The organism is Cupriavidus sp. 01L43 (assembly GCF_056399925.1).
Genome location: NZ_JBFTSH010000020.1, coordinates 98,117 through 115,860, shown reverse-complemented (window position 1 = coordinate 115,860; position 17,744 = coordinate 98,117). Strand labels below are relative to the sequence as shown.

The window sequence follows — 17,744 nt, the reverse complement described above, 5'->3', positions numbered from 1 at the left end:
TATGCCGCGCGTAGCCGTGGCCAGAACTTCCTCTGGGCGACGGACAACGGGCATATGGACAAGGGCCGCAACATGGCTTCCGATGAGCAAAAGGAAAAGCTCAGGCCGGTGGTTCGGACCCGCCCTCATGAACCTTCCTATGCCCTCCGTGCCATGCTGTTCCCGGTGGGAATCTTTCCACCCAATCCGCTCGGGTTATATGACATGAACGCCAACGGATGGGAGTGGATGCAGGACTGGTATGACGAGGACTGGTACCGCGTCAGCCCCGAGCACGATCCGAAGGGACCGCCGACCGGATCCTTGCGTTCAATTCGGGGATATTCGGGGGGCGACTATATCTCTGGCCTCAACATCAAGCGCTTTAAGCGCGATCCCATGATGACTGGGAAAGACATCCGAACGGGCGCCATTGGACCCGGATTCAACGTATCGCACACTGTTCGCTGTGTGGCAAACATCGACCGCGCTATCGCACAGCCGCAATGACCCCATCGCCCAGCGTCTTCCATCCACGAACCGAGGAGAAATCATGAATGCAATCGTATTTGAAGGGGATCCGACCGATCATGGCGGCTATGTGATGACAGCAACGTCCACCATTTTCGAAGGCGGAAAGCGCGCGGCCCTGCTTGGTGATCTCGTGTACTGCCCACGGGAAGGGCATGGCGTGAACCCGATCATCGAGGCCGATGAGACCATGTTTTCCGATGGGAAGCGTCTGGTCACCCATCTCTGCAAATCGGCGTGCGGATGCACGATCTTTGCCACGCACTCCACACTTTCAGCCGGTTGATCCATGTCGTGGTCCATCCCCAGCGTTCCGCCGCGTCAGCGACCGGAAGCGATCAAGCTACACATATGGCTGCCCATCCTCGTCGTGATCATGGGGATTGGCGCAGCAGCCGTACTACTGTTCTGGCCGCAAGACAGATCGACTCACACGCCGAAGTTTTGGCTGCTTCTGGTCGGTGCCCCCGCCAGCGTCTGCGCAGTGCTATTCGGCATGATCCTCACGCGGTGGGAGCGGAAGCAAGTCGTTGCCGACGAGAGCGAGCGGGAGGCGACGCGGCTGGCTTCACTTTGGCGTGCGTGGGCCAGACATCATCTGGGGGCAGTGCGCGCAGTCGCGTTTCTGCCAACCATTCAAACGGCGGAGCAGCTTGTCGCGGGTGAGGTGGCCATGCCGGTGAACCTGCAACGCTCGGTCGGCTTCTACTGGGGCGAGAAGGACAAGGCCGACATCCGGCGGGATCGACTCCTTGGTTTGGTGGTGGACCGGTTTGCCGATGATCTGGCCAATGTTCGGTCCCTTGAGGTCGTGCTGATCCTGGATGGCACATCACAGGCGGGCGCGGCCCAATGGAAAGCCGAGAGCGGACGCCTGCTGGCGGAAGCATTGCCTGGGATCGCTTGCGACATCCGCGTTGCCGACGCCACAAGCTGCGTGGCGCGACTGGAAGCCAATCTCGGTCAGGATCAGATGCCCGCACAGCTGATTGTTGCCGCGCAGATCTGGGCAGATGCCGGCGAGAACACCTTCAGCGAAGGTGGCGCGGCAATACTGCTGAGTCCCCGCACGGCCGGTCGCTCAGTGTCTGGCGCGCAGCCTGAGGCGTTGGCAGGACGTATCTGTCGGCCCATGACATCGCAATCCTCCGCTATGGCCGATGATGTTTCCACGATGCTGAACATGCAGGTCGTGCCCGGCAGCTTGCAACAAGTCTGGTCAAGCGGTTTGAATCGGGCGTGCAGTACTGCGATGTTAGGCGCGCTATCCACCGGAGGCGCGGATAACCCGACGGTTATTCAGCTGGAAGACGCGCTGGGCGTCCCGGGGCCCGTCAGCGGATGGATGGCCCTTGCCCTTGCACTGGAAGCAGCACGGCACGGCAAGACGCATCAGTTGGTCGCGTGGCAGGAGTCCGACGCGGAGCGCGTGCACTTGTGCGTGGTCGCGCCGGTACAGCCTGGAGGAGCGTGAATTGCGAAGCTACACACTGGGACGATGGCTGATTCTTGCGGGCGCGTTCGTTGCGGCAGCCATCTACGTCGGCCTCTCGGTGGAGGCCAGTCAGATCCGTCCTTGGTTGACTGAGCATCGTGTAGCGCTTGCAGCCATAGGTTTGGGCGCGTTGATGTGGGCCGTTGTTGCATTGTTTCGGCGGCGACTGGTTCGCCACGAAGTTCGGCAGGCGTCTAAAGCGCAGGGATTGGAGCCCCCCGAGGCTGCCAGCGAGGCAATCATGGAGGCTAAGGCCGGCACTGCGTCGGCGGTAGGGAATCTGCTAGAACTCCGGGCAGTGCTGCGCGCGCAGAGGGGCTTCCGCTGGCGTGACCCCCTGCCGTGGCTACTGCTGACTGGGGACGACGCGGCAGTCGGCCGGCTGGTTCCCGGACTGGACCGACAAGGCTGGCTGAGCACCCCTGATGCGGTGCTGCTGTGGAGCAAGGCGGGCAAGGACGGCCAACCGGATATCGCCTGGCTCACGCAGCTCTATAAACTTCATCGCCGTCGTCCCATCGATGCGGTGCTGCTCGTCACCAACGGCGAAGCTGAACTGCCGTCGCAACGCCACATCACGCATCCCCATCCCTTCACCCTCGCCCGCATCGCCGAGACACTGCGCTGGTCCGCGCCGGTTTTCCTGATCGATGTGGCGCAGGAGAATGCCGCTCCCGACGGGGATAGCGCGCCAGTCGGCTGCGAGTTGCCGCGCCGATGGGATGCCGATGCCGTCAGGCGTGCACTGACCACCCTGCGCAACCGGCTATCGGATCACAGCATCGAGCAACTGATTCAGAACCCCCGCCATCGCCACATGGCCGAACTGTCCGCTCGTCTCGATACCCGCGCCACGGCCATTGCCGATTGGGTAGGGGGATGGGTGAACCGCCACCGGCGGCGCATCCCGTTGCGCGGCGTCGTGTTTGCGCGGTATCCGGCAGCGATTGGCGATGCAGAGAGCGAGGCCGGCATCGACCTGCCGCTCTGGCAACACATCGGCGCAGCCGCAAGGCGCCATGCCGGGCGGCGCATGGGGTGGCATCCGGCCACGGTGTTGTCGGTGGTGGCCCTAGCGGCCATCGGCCTGTGGAGCGCCGGCATGCTGGTGTCCGGGGTGCAAAACGGGCGGGACATTCACGCCGCACAGCAGGCCATCGACAGCCTCCAGTCGGCGCCAGACCCGGCCGCCCGCCTGCACGCGCTGCTCGCCCTGCAGCAGCAGATCGAGCGCTACGTCGATCGCACCGAACATCATGCGCCCATCGCGACGCGCTTTGGCCTGAACCGTGATGCGGCGGTGCTGGAAGCGCTGTGGAAGCCCTATGCGCAGGCCAGCCGCCAGTGGCTCACTTTGCCCGTGCAGCAAGATTTGGAAGCCTCGCTGGCCGACCTGGCGCAGATGCGCACGAACGCGCTGGACGAGGAGACCAGCCGGTGGGCGCTCGACGGTCAGCAAGGGCTCAAGACCTACCTGATGCTGGCCCACCCCGAGCGGGCCGAGCCGGAGTTTCTGGCGCCGCAGCTGGCGCGCCACTGGTCTAACGAAGCGCGGCTGACGCCCGGCGCGCAGCAGGACCTTGGCGAACGGCTGTTCCGCTTTCATGCGCAGTACCTGTCGGCCCATCCGGGGTGGCGCATCCTCCCGCGGCCCGAGTTGGTGGCGGGCGCGCGCCAGACGCTGCTGGCGGTCATCGGCGAGCGCAATGCCGAAGGCGCGATCTATCAGGGCATCCTCAGAGCCTTCGACGGCAAGTACGCAGACCAGACCCTGGCCTCGCTCACCGCCGGTACCGACGCGCGCGGACTGCTCCGGACAGCGGGCATCGTGCCCGGCGTCTTCACCCGCCAGGCCTACGAGGGCTATGTCGCCGCCGCAATCGAGTCGGCCGCCAGGCGCACGGCGGTCGCCAGCGACTGGGTGTTGACCGACGGCAGGCCGGAGGACGCGCCACAGCCCGCGGGCCGCTCGCCCGAGGCCCTGCAGGCCGCGCTGACCGAACAGTATTTTGCGGACTATGCGGACCACTGGCGCGGCTTCATGAACAGCATGCAGTGGGCGCAGGCGCCGACGCTTCCCGCAGCCATCGACCAACTCAAGCTGATGGCCGATGCACGTCAGTCGCCGGTGATCGCGTTGATGAAATCACTCGCCTACCAGGGTGGTGCTGGCGCGCGCAAGGATTCGCTGTCCGATACGCTCGTGGCCAGGGCTCAGGATCTGCTCGGCAGGAAGGCGGCGGGGGCCGAGGCCGCACAGCCAGATCCGGCAGGGCCGCTTGGCGCCGCCTTCGGCCCGGTGCTGCGGCTGACGGCTCAGGCTCCGGGCACTAACGACGACCTGAGCCTCCAACGTTTCCTCGACCGCGCCACCGCGCTGCGGCTACGGTTGCAACAGATCAGCCACAGCGCCGATGCCGATGCACAGGCGCGGCAGATGGCGCAGGCGCTGTTCCAGGGCAAGGCGTCGGCGCTGGCCGATACCCAGTCCTATGCGCAGTTGGTGGCTGCCAGCCTTGGCAGCGAATGGGCCGGGATGGGCGAGGCGCTGTTCGTACGCCCCATCGCCCAGGCCATGCAAACCGTGCTGCAACCCGCGAAGGCGAGCCTGAACGCTGCCTGGCGGCAGGGCATCGCCACGGCGTGGGGCCGATCGTTCGCTGGGCGCTACCCCTTTGCGGACACGGCCAATGATGCCTCGCTGACGGAGCTGGCGCGCTTCCTGCATCCGGAGACCGGGTTGCTCGCGGCGTTCCTCGGCACCCATCTGGCCGCCGCGCTGGAATTGCAGGGCGACCAATGGGTACCGGTGACGCCCGGCGGGCAGACGGGGGGCGAGGTACTCGCCTTCGACCCGGCCTTCCTCAGGGCAGTGAACGCTCTGCAGCGTGTGGCGGCCCACATGATGGCGCAGAGCGAGCCCCAGTATCGCTTCGAGGTCAAGCCGATCCCGTCTCCGGGTCTGACCGAAACGGTGCTGACCCTGGATGGTCAAAAGCTCCACTACTACAACCAGCGCGAGCGCTGGCAGGCCATGCGCTGGCCGGCCAATACGGTGGAGGAACCGGGTGCTCGCCTGCAATGGCAGAGCGAGGGCGCCGGCACGAACCGACACTACGAGTTTGGCGGCTACTGGGGATGGGTGCGAATGCTGGAGCGGGCAAGTATTGAGCCGCTGGACAGCGCGACCTACCAGTTGACCTGGCACGGCATGCCGGAGACGCGCGCGGCGGCCACCGGGCCGGATAGCGCCGATGCCGATGCGGAAAGCCTGATGGCACGCGCCGCCAAACGCCCACCGCCGGCGGATATGGTCTACCCGCTGAAGTACCTGATGCGCACCGATGTCGGCCAGGGACCGCTGGAGTTGCTGGCGCTACGCGGGTTCGTCCTGCCGTCGCGGATCTTTTTGGGTCGGGAGCCGCATGGCTTGGTGCGCAGCGTTCCTGCTACGGTGCCGAAGGGATAGCCGAAAACTGCGGATGTGGCTCCGACCCCACCTAGCCAGCCACCTCCCTCGGATCATGGCCGTAGCTGTCGCGTGCGCGGATCTTGCCGTCGACGCCATGGATCAGCAACTCCACTTTCTGGCGCCGGGCCAGTCCGGTGCCGGCCTGGATGGCCTCATCCTGCGTGGCATGGTGCGACTCGGCGTAGCGGGCGCCCTCATGGATCACGTCCCAACCGGTGCCGTGCGGCACGACATGGAGGTTGGTCTGCATGATGGTTCTCCTGGATCGTATGATCCTTCCATTATGGATGCCATGGCGCAGGGCACAATCCGGCGCCGTCTGACACGCCACCTGAGAGGCGCCGGGAAGGCGCCGGGCACCCGCCGGGGGGCGGCGTCCGCATCGCTTATGTCCGGCGCGTGACGGTTTACCGTGCCTTTTCGGGACACGCCTATATATTCTTGTAGGGAAAACAACGCGCAGGAGAGACAGCCATGCAAGCGAGGTTTGCGCGCGGCATTGCGCAGATGCCACTGACGGTGGCGGCCCGGGAATCCCTGCTGGCGGAGAAGGCCGCCATGCCCGAGGTCGGCGACCTGGTGACGGTTTGCAGCCAGGATATGGAAACCGAGTTCAGCGTCCGCCTGACGGCGGTGGCCGGACCGGAGCTGTGGTACGGCGTGATTCATGCCATCACGCGCGGTGCCGAAATGCTGGTCGTGGCCGAAGGCCTGGAGCTGGACGACGTGGTCAGCGTGCGGCGCCAGGAGATCGCGTCGGTGGTCAAGGCCAGTCAGCACCATTGATCGTTCCCGGTGGGACCGGGTATGCTGCGGATGCACATCCATCCGTCGCCCCCGCTTTATGTCTTCCGCCTACACCACGTCCGCTTCCACCTCCCTATTCATTGCCGGCCCCGCCGGCCAGATCGAAACCCTGCTGGACACTCCCGCCGGCCCGCCCGTCGGCATTGCCGTGGTCGCGCACCCCCACCCGGGGCAGGGCGGCACCGCCGAGCACAAGATTCCCCAACTGCTGGCGCGCATGCTCCAGGCCCATGGTTTCGTGACGATGCGGCCGAACTACCGAGGCGTCGGGCAAAGCGAGGGAAGCTACGATGGCGGCCCCGGCGAATCTACCGATGTGGAAGCCGTGCTGCGCCATCTCCAAGCCGAATATCCGGGCCTGCCAGTGGCGCTGGCCGGGTTCTCGTTCGGCGCTTTCGTGCAGACGCTGATGGTGGCGCGCCTGACCGAGGCGGGAGATTCGTCCGTGGAATCGATCCAGCATCTGATCCTGACCGGCATGCCGGCTGGCGCGCTGTCCGAGACGCTCCGCTACGACACCCCGCCCGTGCCGGCCCACACGCTGGTGGTGCATGGCGAGCGCGACGAGCGCGTGCCGCTGATCAATGTCTTCGACTGGGCCCGGCCGCAGGAACTGCCGGTGGTGGTCCTGCCGGCCGCCGGGCATTTCTTCACCGGCAAGCTGCCGGGCCTGCGCAGTGTGGTGGAGGGGTACCTGCGCCGCCCGGCCTAGGGGCGTCTGGTCAGAACTGATAAACCACCGAGATATCCCCGGTCAGGTTGGTCGTGCGCTGCACGATCGGGCTGTTCTTGGCATCGCCGACCAGCGCCGATACCCCGAAGTCCGCCGTGGCGAACCAGTGCTTGTTGATGAACCAGATGGCCGAGACGCCGCCGCCATAGGACTTGATCCCGCCGCTGGCACGGTATTCCGGGTGGCCGGAGCGTGCCGCCTGCTCGGGCGTCACGCCGAACCAGCGGCCCATGTAGGCCGAATCGGCCACGGTCATGGTCGGGCCGGCGAACCAGAAGAATTTCTCGGAGCTGCCCGGCAGCGGCATATAGGCGCCCAGGTCGCCAATCCAGCCGTTGGCGCCGCCGAACTGGCGCCGCGCGTTGGCCCGGATCACCAGCGGGAACGACTTCGACACCACGTAGTCGACAAACAGCTTGGTCTCCGCCGCCATGCCGATATTGCCCATGCCGGCCAGGTTGTCGTGGTCCTTCTTCTCGCGGCGGCCCAGGTCGTAGGTCAGGGCGATGCCCGCGCGCCAGTGGTCGTTGGAGACGATGTTCCAGCCCAGCCCTTCGCCGGTGGAGGCGAAAAACTTGTCGGCGTAGCGGATGTCGATGGTCGGCCCGCCGAAGACGTAGTAGTCGTGCGCGCCGTCGTAGCGCGGCCGCACGGTCATGGCCGCGCCGAGCCGGAATTTCCAGCCCTCGGGCTGGCCCTGGAACATCTCCACCAGCGGCACCCCCACCGAGTACTGCCATTCGGCCAGCGGCGCGGGCGTCTGCGCCCGGGCGGCCGGCGCGTGCAGCAGGGCCAGCGCGAGCAGCAGCGCGGCGAGCCACCCGGCCAGCGGTGGTGTGTGGGCTTCCGGATGTCTGGACACGTCAGGGTCCTCCCGTTGATTGTTGTGGTTCGCATGACGGCAAATCATCTTTTCACCGGCGCGCCGCCCGCGCAACTTCCTCGAATCCCACAAGCGTGTAGGAAGGACGCCCATTTCACCGGCGGCCCCCGTTGCCTACCATCCAGTCACCGTGGCCGCATCTTAGTCGCGGTCAGCCAGTTCGTCCGTACGCCAGTCGCGCCGCATCACCAGGAACGTAAAGGAGGTGGACCAGCCGATCAGCATCAGCCCCACCAGCGGCTGCACCGACGCCAGCAGCCGCAACTGGCCCATCGGGATGACGTCGCCGATACTCTGCGTGGTGAAGGTTTCCAGCGAGAAATAGACATAGGCCGCTGCCCCATGATCGTGCAGGCCCTTGAGTTCGCCGATACCGAACACGTCCGCCCCGAGCCAGTAGCCGGTGCTGAACAGCACGGCTTCCAGCACGTGGGCCAGGATGATGAGCAGGATCATCACGCCGATGTTGACCTTGCCGCTCCAGTGGCGCGGGTGCATGGCCGAGATCAGGCGCAGGGCTTCGTAGTGCACGGCCACGCAGATGATGGTCAGCGTGGCGGTGATCAGGATGGCGATCAGGTATGGGGAGGCCGTGGCTTCCATAGTCGGCAAGGGTGGTTTTCTGACGCAGTGTTTCCCGGCAGACTATAGAAGCGCCCGCACGCTGACAATGCACCATGCGGCGCATGCCGAGAAAGTGAAGAAAAAGATACATGCCGGAATCCGGAGGTTCCATGAAGAACACGGTGGGCAATGTGCCGCCGCTGCATGCCGAGGGCATCGCCCCTGCCTTCCTCGCGGGTGGCGGGGAGATGGGCGCACTGATCCGCGACTTCGACTGGTCGCGCACGCCGCTGGGCACGCCCGAGACGTGGCCGCAGAGCCTGAAGACAGCCATCCGCATCATGCTGACGTCCCGCCAGCCGATCTGGGTGGGCTGGGGCGCCGATCTGCGCTTCTTCTATAACGACCCGTACAAGGCGATCATCGGCGGCAAGCATCCGGCGTCGCTGGGCGAGCCGACCGAGCGCGTCTGGAGCGAGATCTGGCACGAGATCGGGCCGATGCTGACCACGGCCATGGAGGGCAGCGAGGGCAGCTTCGTCGAGCAGAAGCTGCTCATCATGGAGCGCAACGGCTACCCGGAGGAGACCTACTACACCTTCTCCTACAGCCCTGTGCCCGACGACCACGGCGGCACGGGCGGCATCATCTGCGCCAACAGCGACGACACCGAGCGCGTGGTGGCCGAGCGCCAGCTCAAGCTGCTGCGCGAACTGGCCTCGTCGGCCACCAATGCCCGTTCCTGGGACGAAGCCTGCGCGCTGAGCCTGCGCGCGCTGGGCGCCAATCCCTATGACATTCCCTTCGCGCTGCTCTATCTGGGCGAGCGCGGCGCCGGCACGGCCACGCTGTGCGGCCACCATGGCATCGAGGTGGGCCACCCGGCCGCGCCGGCCGAGATCCGCACCGGCGGCGGCCCCTGGCCGTTTGCCGAGGTGCTGGCGCAGGGCGAAGTGATGCTGGTGGAAGACCTGTCCACGCGCTTCGGGGGGGCGACGCTGCCCGGCGGCGCCTGGCAGTTCACGCCGCGCCACGCGGCCGTGGTGCCGGTCACGCCTTCGGGCGAGACCACGCGCAGCGGCGTGCTGGTGGTGGGCCTGAACCCGTGCCGGCTGTTTGGCGACCGCTACCGCGCCTTCCTCGACCTCGTGGCGGGCCAGATCGGCCAGGCCATCAGCTACGCGCACGCCTACGAGGAAGAGCGCCGCCGCGCCGAGGCGCTGGCCGAGATCGACCGCGCCAAGACCACCTTCTTCTCGAATATCAGCCATGAGTTCCGCACCCCGCTGACGCTGATGCTCGGGCCGCTCGAGGAACTGCTGAACCGTGCGGACGAGACCGCCAGCCCTGACGACGCCGATCGCCAGTTGGTGGAGATCACCCACCGCAACGGCCTGCGGCTGCTGAAACTGGTCAATGCACTGCTCGATTTCTCGCGGATCGAGGCCGGCCGGGTGCAGAAGCATCCCCAGCCCACCGACCTGCCCGCGTTCACGGCCGAACTGGCCTCGCTGTTCCGCTCGGCCATCGAGGGCGCCGGCCTGCAGCTGGTGGTGGAATGCGCGCCGCTGGGCTTCGCGGTGGCGGTGGACCGCGACATGTGGGAGACCATCGTCCTGAACCTGCTCTCCAACGCGTTCAAGTTCACCTACACCGGGGCGATTGCGGTGGCGGTGCGCGAGGCGGAGGACGGCGGCGTGGAACTGAGCATCCGCGACACCGGCATCGGCATTGCGGGGGATGAACTGCCCCGGCTGTTCGAGCGTTTCCACCGGGTGTCCGGCGCGGTGGGCCGGTCGATCGAGGGCAGCGGCATCGGCCTGGCGCTGGTACTGGAACTGGTGCGCCTGCACGACGGCGTGATCCGCGTGGAAAGCGAGGTGGGCGAAGGCACGCGCTTCGTGGTCACCCTGCCGCGCACGGCCCGGGCGGCCGCGCCGCAGCCCGCCGCGCCCGGGGCTGCGTCAAACCTGTCGACCCACGCCAGCCAGCAGGCGCTGGCCTACGTGGAAGCCGCGCGGCGCTGGACCCCCGAGGCGGAGGTGATGCCGGCTGCGGCGCTCGCCATGCGCGCCCCCCCGCAGGAAGCGGTGCCCGGCGCGGTGCGCGGACATGTGATGATCGTCGATGACAACGCCGACCTGCGCGAATACATGCGCCGCATCCTGGGCGGGGCCGGCCACACGGTGGAGGTGGCCGCCGATGGCCAGGAGGCGCTGGACATGGCCCGCACGCGCGCGCCGGACCTGATCGTCTCGGACGTGATGATGCCGCGCCTGGACGGCTTCGGCCTGGTGCAGGCCGTGCGCGCCGACGCGGCGCTGCGCGAGACCCCCGTGGTGCTGCTCTCCGCCCGCGCGGGCGAGGAAGCGCGCGTCAGCGGCCTGGCCACCGGCGCGGACGACTACCTGACCAAGCCGTTCACCTCGCGCGAGTTGCTGGCGCGTGTGGCCAGCAATCTCCAGTTGTCGCACCTGCGCCGCACCACCGAACGCCGCCTGCGCGAGGAAATCGCCATGCGCACCCGGGCGCAGGAGGCGCTGCGCGAGCTGAACGACTCGCTCGAACGCCGCGTAGCGGAGACCGTGGCAGACCGGGACCGCCTCTGGGAGCTGAGCGAAGACCTGCTGATGGTGGCCAGCTTCGACGGCGTGCTGGAGCGCTTCAGCCCGTCCTGGCGACGCACGCTCGGCTATGCGGATAGCGCGCTGCTGGGCCGCTCGTGCATGGCTTTCGTGCACCCGGACGACCTCGTGGCCGTGACCGAGCAGATGATCGCGCTGCGCCACGATGGCACGGCGGTGCGCTACGAATGCCGCATGGCGCGGGCCGATGGCGGGCTGCGCTGGGTGGCGTGGACGCTCACGGTGGACCCCGCCACGGGCCGCATCCACGGCGTGGGCCGCGACGTCACCAGCGACAAGGAAGCGGCCGAGGCGCTGCGCCATGCCGACGAGGCGCTGCGCATGGCGCAGAAGATGGAAGCCATCGGCAAGCTGACCGGCGGCGTGGCGCACGACTTCAACAACCTGCTCCAGGTGATTGGCGGCAACCTGCAACTGCTGGCGCGCGATGTGTCCGGCAACGAGCGCCCCGAGGCACGCGTGCGCAACGCGCTGGCCGGGGTGGCGCGCGGGGCCAAGCTGGCGTCCCAACTGCTGGCCTTCGGCCGGCGCCAGCCGCTGGCGCCGAAGGTGGTGAACCTGGGCCGCTTTATCCGCGGGCTGGACGACATGCTGCGGCGGGCGCTCGGCGATGGCATCGAGATCGAGACCGTGGTGGCGGGCGGCCTGTGGAACACGCTGGTGGACCCGTTCCAGGTGGAAAACGCGTTGCTGAATCTGGCGATCAACGCGAGGGACGCGATGAGCGGCCACGGCCGGCTGACCATCGAGGCCGGCAACGCGGTGCTTGACGATGACTACGCGCGCCGCAATGCCGACGTGGCGCGCGGCCAGTATGTGATGGTGGCGGTGACCGATACCGGTACGGGCATGTCGCCCGAGATCCAGGCGCAGGTGTTCGAGCCGTTCTTCACCACCAAGCCCGAGGGGCAGGGCACCGGGCTGGGCCTGAGCATGGTGTACGGCTTCGTCAGGCAGTCCGGCGGGCATGTGAAGATCTACAGCGAGTCGGGGCAGGGCACCACGGTGCGGCTCTACCTGCCGCGCGTGCGCGAGGAGGAAGACCTCGAGACCGATGTCGAGGCCGGCCCGGCGGGCGGCGGCACGGAGACCGTGCTGGTGGTGGAGGATGACGAGGACGTCCGCGCGACCGTGGTGGAGATGCTGGCCAGCCTGGGCTACCGCGTGCTGAAGGCGCGCGACGCGCTGAGCGCGCTGGCCATCGTCGAAAGCGGCGTGCCGGTGGACCTGCTGTTCAGCGACGTGGTCATGCCCGGCCCGCTGCGCAGCACGGAAATGGCGCGCAAGGTGCGCGAACGGCTGCCCGGCATCGCGGTGCTGTTCACCTCGGGCTATACGGACAACGCCATCGTCCACAGCGGGCGGCTCGACGAGGGCATCGAACTGCTGAGCAAGCCGTACACGCGCGAAGCGCTCGCGCGCAAGGTGCGCCACGTGCTGGTGAGCGGCGGGGCCGAACTGGGGCCGGCGCCGGCGGAGGCCCTGGCTTCGCCGGATCTGGCGATGCCGGAGATGCCACCCGTGGTGCAACTGGCACCGCAACGCATCCTCTTCGTCGAGGACGACGCGCTGGTGCGCGCCAGCACCGCGGAGCTGATGCGGACGTTCGGACTAAGTGTGGTGGAAGCGAGCACCGATGCCGAAGCGATGGCCGTGCTGCGCGAAGGGCCGGTCGATGTGCTGCTGACCGATGTGGGCCTGTCCGGCGCCTCGGGCGTGGACCTGGCGATGGATGCCTGCCGGCTGCAACCGGCGCTGCGGGTGATCTTCGTGAGCGGCTACGACGTGGTGCTCACGCCCGTGCAGCGTGCCGCCTTGCCAAACGCGGTCACGCTGCGCAAGCCCTACGCGCTGCCGGCATTTCTCGGCGTCTTGCAGGGCTGATGCCTTTCTCCCCTCTCCCGCGCGCGGGAGAGGGGAGCAAATCACGCTGGCGCTCAGATCAGCGTCTGCGCGACCACGGCGGCGGCGGAACCGCTCGCCACGACGACGGCCACCCAGCCGCCTACGAGTACTGCACTGTTACGGAAAGTCATGATGGACTCCAGGAATGACAACCCGGAGCCCGCCTCGGGGAGCCCCGAGGCTACTGCTCCGTTTGTCTGACGTACTTCCAATCCGCCGTCATCGGGCGGGACTCAGGCGTTGGCGCCTTCGGTGAACGGGTCGAACTTGCCTTGGCGGGCGCCATCCAGGTACGGATCAGCGGTGCGGGCCGGGCTGGCCGAGACACCGGTGCGATCCAGGCCGGCTACCGTGCGGGCGCCTTCGCTGAACGTGTCGAACTTGCCTTGGCGGGCGCCGTCCAGGTACGGGTCGGCGGTGCGGGCCGGGCTGGCCGAGACACCGGTACGATCCAGGCCGGCAACGGTGCGGGCACCGTCGGTGAACGGGTCAGCCTTGCCAACGCGGGCACCATCGACATACGGGCTACGCGGTTCGTTCACGCCGCTGGCGCGGGCGCCATCGGTGAAGGCGTTGCGGGCGTCGTTCACACGGTAGCTGTAACCGTAGACTTCGCCGGTCTTGTTGGCGGGAGCGGCTTGCGCAGCGCCAGTGACGAAGGCGGCGGCGAGGGCGGCGGCGGTAAGGATGGTCTTGGCGTTCATGGTGTGGCTCCTTGTCTTCGTTTGGGCCGGGCGATCTCGTTTGGAGGTGGATCGCGGGGCCGTCGGTGCTGCGTTGTTTTGCTGCATTGTGGCGGGTTTTTTCTCAGTTGCTATCTACTGGTAGGTAGATATTCAGCGCTAAAAAAAAGACCGCCTTCCGGTACTGATCGACTACTTGTACTGCGTGGACGGGGACTGCATCGCGGGGCTTGTTTCTGTTTGCCAGGTGATGCAGTGCTGTCCATGGCTCGAATATTATCTACTACTAGATAGACAGGCAAGGACTTTTTGCGCCGCGCCATCGTATTTCCTTGGAAAAGTGGGCGATTTGCCCCGGCAGGCTGGATGGTGTGACGAGCTAAGTCATTGATTTTTATACATAACCATAAAGGTTCCGTCCTGCCACGTCGAGAATTAGAGTAAATGCTCTAGCCTCGCAGATCCTTTGCATTGCGCTGCGCAACGAGCGCTTCGAGCAACGTTTGCGTCTGCTCGCGGATCACTTCCTGCACCCGGGCGGTCTCGGCTTCACCAAAGGACTCCCAGTGCAGCGCCTTGAGCACGTGGCGGCGCATGACCTTGAAGGCCGCCACCTGGCTGTCGATGGCGATGGTGCGGATGCGCGTCGCCTCGTCCGTGGCCGGCTGACCGGTCAGGCGCCCGATCACCTGCGAAGTCACCGCGAAAATGCGGCGGTTGATGCCCGCGTCGATGCGCTCGAACGCGGCCGGCGGCCCGAGCCCGGCGCGCTCGCGCGCCATGAACTGCCGCCAGTGGTCGGTGTCCGGGCATTCATGCAGGAAGGTGGTGAAGCGCAGTTGCAGGCCCAGGTAGGCATCGATCAACTCGGCGTCGGTGGCGTGCGGACGGGCCACGACGGCCTCGGCGGCGATCACCACATCGGCCAGCAGGCCCCAGGCGCGGTCCACGAAGTAGTCGATGCACGCCAGGTACACGCCTTCCTTATTGTCGAAGTAGTACTGGAGCGCGGGCGCGTTGACCCCGGCCTCGCGGGCGATGTCGCGCGTGGAGGCCCCGTCGAAACCGTGCGCGCCAAAGAGCCGCAGCGCGGCGTCGATGATCCGCGCGCGCGTTTCCTCGCCGCGCTGGTAGCCGCCTTCGGTTGCGGGCTTGTGTCGGGCCATGTTGCGTTTTCCTCAGTCCGTGGGCAGGCAGAAATATATCAGTTGACACATTTATTCCAAGTGGAATAATTGCGCGATCGCCCTCAATAGTGCTGTCGAAGCCCCGCGCCCCCATGTCCGCCCCCCAATCTACTGCCGCCGCCAATCCGGCTGCCGGCCTCCCCGTTTCCGCTGGATCCTCTGCGCGCAAGCCGCGTGCCGTCTCCCGCCGCCGCACCGTGCTGCTCGCCCTGGGCGCGCTCGCGCTGCTGGCCGCCGTGGTGTTTGGCGTGCGCTGGTGGCTGATAGGCCGCTTTATCGAAAGCACCGACGATGCCTACCTCCAGGCGGACAGCGTGACGGTGGCGCCGAAGGTAAGCGGCTACGTGGCCGAAGTCTTCGTGCGCGACAACCAGCAGGTCATCGCCGGCCAGGCGCTGGTGCGGCTGGACAATCGCCAGTACCAGGCTGCCTTCGATGAGGCGCAGGCCACCGTGGCCTCGCGCCAGGCGGACGTGGCGCGGGCCGAGGCCGACCTCGCCCAGCAGAAGGCCCGCATCGCCCAGGCCGGCGCCGAGGTGGAAGGGGCGCGCGCCAACGCCCGCTACGCCGCCTCGCAGGTGGAGCGCTACGCGCCGCTGGTGAAGTCCGGTGCCGAGACCGAGGAACGTACCGCCGAACTGCGTAACGCCCAGACCCGCGCGGGTACCACGCTGGCCGCCAACGAGGCCGCGCTGCGTGTGGAGCAGAGCCAGGTGGTGACGCTGCAGGCGCGGCTCCAGCAGGCGCAGGCGCAACTGGAGGTGGGACAGGCCAGCGCGCGGCAGGCCCGGCTCGACCTGGATGACACCGTGGTTCGCGCCACCAACGCCGGCCGCGTGGCCGACAAGGGCGTGCGCGTGGGCCAGTTCGCCCAGCCCGGCACCCGCCTGCTGACCGTGGTGCCGGTGCAGGACCTCTACCTGACCGCCAATTTCAAGGAAACGCAGGTGGGCCGCATGCGTCCCGGCCAGCGCGTGACGCTGCACGTGGATGCGCTGCCCGGTGAAGACCTCCACGGCGTGGTGGACAGCCTCTCGCCCGGCACTGGCTCGCAGTTCGCGCTGCTGCCGGCGCAGAACGCCACCGGCAATTTCACCAAGATCGTCCAGCGCGTGCCGGTGCGGATTCATATCGATGTGACGCCGGAGGCGCGCGCGGTGCTGATGCCGGGCCTCTCCGTGGTGGTGGATGTCGATACGCGCGACATGCATCCGGTGCAAGCCCGCGCCGGCGAGGCCCGCCATGGCTGAAGCGGCGCTCCCCGCCGGGGCTGCCCCCGCCACGCCACCGAACGACAAGCCCGCCAACGCCACCGCCGCCGACTGGATCGCCGTGGCCGCCGGCTCGCTCGGCGCACTGCTGGCCACGCTCGACATCTCCATCACCAACTCGGCGCTGCCCCAGATCCAGGGCCAGATCGGCGCGGCCGGCACCGAGGGCACGTGGGTCTCCACCGGCTACCTGATGGCCGAGATCGTCATCATCCCGCTCACCGCGTGGCTGACGCGGGTGTTCGGGCTGCGCCGCTTCCTGATGTGGAACGCGCTGCTGTTCACGGCGTTCTCGATGATGTGCGGCCTGTCCCATTCGCTGCCGGAGATGGTCATCGGCCGGATCGGGCAGGGCTTTGCCGGCGGGGCGATGATCCCCACCGCGCAGACCATCGTCCGCACCCGGCTGCCGCGCCACCAGATGCCGATCGGCATGTCGATGTTCGGCCTGATCGTGCTGCTCGGGCCGCTGCTGGGCCCCGTGGTGGGCGGCTGGCTGGCCGAGAACGTGAACTGGCGCTGGTGTTTCTTCCTGAACCTGCCGGTGACCGCCGTGCTGGTGCCGCTGCTGTACTTCGGGCTCAAGCAGGAACGCGCGGACCTGTCGGCCTTCATCAAGGCGGACTGGCTCGGCATTATCGGGCTGGCCATCGGCCTCAGTTCGCTGACCGTGGTGCTCGAGGAGGGCCAGCGCGAGCAGTGGTTCGAGTCGGCGACTATCGTCTACCTCTCCGCGCTGTCGGCCATCGGGCTGGGGATGATGTTCGTCGCCCAGTTCACGGCCAAGACGCCCATCGTGCGGCTGCGCCTGCTGCTGAACAAGAATTACGCGAGCGTGATTCTGATCGTCTCGGTGGTCGGGGCGGGGCTGTACGGCGTGTCCTACCTGCTGCCGCAGTTCCTGGCGACGATTGCCGGCTACAACGCCGAGCAGGCCGGCGGGATCATGCTGCTGTCCGGGCTGCCGGCGTTCCTGATGATGCCGGTGCTGCCGCGCCTGCTCGGCAAGGTGGACAGCCGCTGGCTGGTCATCACCGGGCTGGTGTGTTTCTTCGGCAGCTGCATGCTCGATATCAGCCTGACGACGGACAGCGTGGGGCATGACTTCACGCTGTCGCAGATCCTGCGCGGCTTCGGGCAGATTTTGGCGATGATGCCGCTGAATCAGGCGTCGATGGCGGCCGTGGCCACCCATGAGGCCGGCGATGCTGCCGGGCTCTACAACATGGCCCGCAACCTGGGCGGCTCGATCGGGCTGGCGCTGCTCGGCACGCTGATCGACCGCCGCAACGCCTACCACGACGCGGTGATCCGCGAATCGGTCACGGGCAATAGTTCGATCGGGCAGGAGCATATGTCCTCCAGCATCGCCAGCTTCGTGGCGCAGGGCGGCGACTACGCCCACGCCAGCCTGCAGGCCGTGGCGCAGTTGTCCGGCGAGATCGCCCGGCAGGCTGCGGTGATGACGTTCTCGGAAACCTTCTATGCCCTCGGGCTGGCGCTGCTGTGCTGCGTGCCGCTGGCGCTGCTGCTGAAGGCGCCCCGTCCGGGCGCAGCCCCGGTCGAAGCCGGTCACTAAATCGATAAAT

14 protein-coding genes are annotated in these 17,744 nt (G+C 67.2%); 9 read left to right on the top strand and 5 right to left on the bottom strand.

Features of this window, described 5'->3' with window-relative positions:
* The 4 genes from AC1DP9_RS25250 to AC1DP9_RS25235 form a co-directional block, all read left to right on the top strand.
* Positions 1 to 489 (top strand): formylglycine-generating enzyme family protein (locus AC1DP9_RS25250; protein WP_477108806.1); only part of this gene is annotated, 489 nt, incomplete at its 5' end.
* 43 nt (positions 490 to 532) lie between these two features.
* On the top strand, positions 533 to 796 hold the full coding sequence (locus tag AC1DP9_RS25245; protein WP_149138371.1) for a PAAR domain-containing protein: 264 nt from the start codon (positions 533 to 535) through the stop codon (positions 794 to 796).
* Between the two features lie 3 nt (positions 797 to 799).
* Complete coding sequence (locus tag AC1DP9_RS25240) at positions 800 to 1,984, top strand: hypothetical protein (RefSeq protein WP_477108805.1); 1,185 nt, start codon at positions 800 to 802, stop codon at positions 1,982 to 1,984.
* Between the two features lies 1 nt (position 1,985).
* The gene (locus AC1DP9_RS25235; protein ID WP_477108804.1) at positions 1,986 to 5,474 is read left to right on the top strand and encodes an ImcF-related family protein; all 3,489 of its coding nucleotides are present in this window, start codon (positions 1,986 to 1,988) and stop codon (positions 5,472 to 5,474) included.
* A 31-nt stretch (positions 5,475 to 5,505) separates the two neighbouring features.
* On the opposite strand, the gene AC1DP9_RS25230 is transcribed toward AC1DP9_RS25235, so the two are convergent.
* Positions 5,506 to 5,727, bottom strand: coding sequence for a DUF2188 domain-containing protein (locus AC1DP9_RS25230; RefSeq protein WP_092293676.1), 222 nt, complete (start codon positions 5,725 to 5,727; stop codon positions 5,506 to 5,508).
* 224 nt (positions 5,728 to 5,951) lie between these two features.
* On the opposite strand from AC1DP9_RS25230, the gene AC1DP9_RS25225 reads away from it, so the two are divergent.
* Both AC1DP9_RS25225 and AC1DP9_RS25220 read left to right on the top strand, forming a co-directional pair.
* Positions 5,952 to 6,263 carry a hypothetical protein gene (locus tag AC1DP9_RS25225; RefSeq protein WP_092293674.1) on the top strand — a complete coding sequence of 104 codons (312 nt, stop codon included), beginning with the start codon at positions 5,952 to 5,954 and terminating at the stop codon, positions 6,261 to 6,263.
* A 58-nt stretch (positions 6,264 to 6,321) separates the two neighbouring features.
* Positions 6,322 to 6,996 (top strand): alpha/beta hydrolase, encoded by a 675-nt coding sequence (locus tag AC1DP9_RS25220; RefSeq protein WP_477108803.1) that lies wholly within the window; start codon positions 6,322 to 6,324, stop codon positions 6,994 to 6,996.
* A 10-nt stretch (positions 6,997 to 7,006) separates the two neighbouring features.
* Here the strand turns inward: AC1DP9_RS25220 and AC1DP9_RS25215 are convergent, their stop codons facing one another.
* Both AC1DP9_RS25215 and AC1DP9_RS25210 read right to left on the bottom strand, forming a co-directional pair.
* Entirely contained in the window at positions 7,007 to 7,927 is a 921-nt protein-coding gene (locus AC1DP9_RS25215) for a MipA/OmpV family protein (protein WP_477108802.1), read from the bottom strand.
* 114 nt (positions 7,928 to 8,041) lie between these two features.
* Positions 8,042 to 8,503 carry an ion channel gene (locus tag AC1DP9_RS25210; protein WP_092293668.1) on the bottom strand — a complete coding sequence of 154 codons (462 nt, stop codon included), beginning with the start codon at positions 8,501 to 8,503 and terminating at the stop codon, positions 8,042 to 8,044.
* A gap of 131 nt (positions 8,504 to 8,634) precedes the next feature.
* Here AC1DP9_RS25210 and AC1DP9_RS25205 point away from each other — a divergent pair, with 131 nt between their 5' ends.
* Positions 8,635 to 12,993 (top strand): response regulator, encoded by a 4,359-nt coding sequence (locus AC1DP9_RS25205; RefSeq protein ID WP_477108801.1) that lies wholly within the window; start codon positions 8,635 to 8,637, stop codon positions 12,991 to 12,993.
* A gap of 254 nt (positions 12,994 to 13,247) precedes the next feature.
* Here the strand turns inward: AC1DP9_RS25205 and AC1DP9_RS25200 are convergent, their stop codons facing one another.
* Complete coding sequence (locus tag AC1DP9_RS25200; RefSeq protein WP_477108800.1) at positions 13,248 to 13,718, bottom strand: copper resistance protein CopQ; 471 nt, start codon at positions 13,716 to 13,718, stop codon at positions 13,248 to 13,250.
* Between the two features lie 428 nt (positions 13,719 to 14,146).
* Positions 14,147 to 14,863, bottom strand: coding sequence for a CerR family C-terminal domain-containing protein (locus AC1DP9_RS25195; protein ID WP_477108799.1), 717 nt, complete (start codon positions 14,861 to 14,863; stop codon positions 14,147 to 14,149).
* A gap of 113 nt (positions 14,864 to 14,976) precedes the next feature.
* On the opposite strand from AC1DP9_RS25195, the gene AC1DP9_RS25190 reads away from it, so the two are divergent.
* Positions 14,977 to 16,134 carry an HlyD family secretion protein gene (locus tag AC1DP9_RS25190; RefSeq protein ID WP_477108798.1) on the top strand — a complete coding sequence of 386 codons (1,158 nt, stop codon included), beginning with the start codon at positions 14,977 to 14,979 and terminating at the stop codon, positions 16,132 to 16,134.
* Positions 16,127 to 17,734, top strand: coding sequence for an MDR family MFS transporter (locus AC1DP9_RS25185; protein WP_477108797.1), 1,608 nt, complete (start codon positions 16,127 to 16,129; stop codon positions 17,732 to 17,734). Before AC1DP9_RS25190 ends, AC1DP9_RS25185 begins: the two co-directional genes overlap by 8 nt.
* Positions 17,735 to 17,744 lie beyond the last annotated feature (10 nt).

Bases quoted from the DNA above. Each gene is read 5' to 3' on its own strand.
- AC1DP9_RS25215 (WP_477108802.1), bottom strand. From the start codon at position 7,927: ATGATTTGCCGTCATGCGAACCACAACAATCAACGGGAGGACCCTGAC.
- AC1DP9_RS25245 (WP_149138371.1), top strand. From the start codon at position 533: ATGAATGCAATCGTATTTGAAGGGGATCCGACCGATCATGGCGGCTAT.
- AC1DP9_RS25220 (WP_477108803.1), top strand. From the start codon at position 6,322: ATGTCTTCCGCCTACACCACGTCCGCTTCCACCTCCCTATTCATTGCC.
- AC1DP9_RS25230 (WP_092293676.1), bottom strand. From the start codon at position 5,727: ATGCAGACCAACCTCCATGTCGTGCCGCACGGCACCGGTTGGGACGTG.
- AC1DP9_RS25185 (WP_477108797.1), top strand. From the start codon at position 16,127: ATGGCTGAAGCGGCGCTCCCCGCCGGGGCTGCCCCCGCCACGCCACCG.
- AC1DP9_RS25195 (WP_477108799.1), bottom strand. From the start codon at position 14,863: ATGGCCCGACACAAGCCCGCAACCGAAGGCGGCTACCAGCGCGGCGAG.
- AC1DP9_RS25210 (WP_092293668.1), bottom strand. From the start codon at position 8,503: ATGGAAGCCACGGCCTCCCCATACCTGATCGCCATCCTGATCACCGCC.
- AC1DP9_RS25240 (WP_477108805.1), top strand. From the start codon at position 800: ATGTCGTGGTCCATCCCCAGCGTTCCGCCGCGTCAGCGACCGGAAGCG.
- AC1DP9_RS25205 (WP_477108801.1), top strand. From the start codon at position 8,635: ATGAAGAACACGGTGGGCAATGTGCCGCCGCTGCATGCCGAGGGCATC.
- AC1DP9_RS25200 (WP_477108800.1), bottom strand. From the start codon at position 13,718: ATGAACGCCAAGACCATCCTTACCGCCGCCGCCCTCGCCGCCGCCTTC.
- AC1DP9_RS25225 (WP_092293674.1), top strand. From the start codon at position 5,952: ATGCAAGCGAGGTTTGCGCGCGGCATTGCGCAGATGCCACTGACGGTG.
- AC1DP9_RS25190 (WP_477108798.1), top strand. From the start codon at position 14,977: ATGTCCGCCCCCCAATCTACTGCCGCCGCCAATCCGGCTGCCGGCCTC.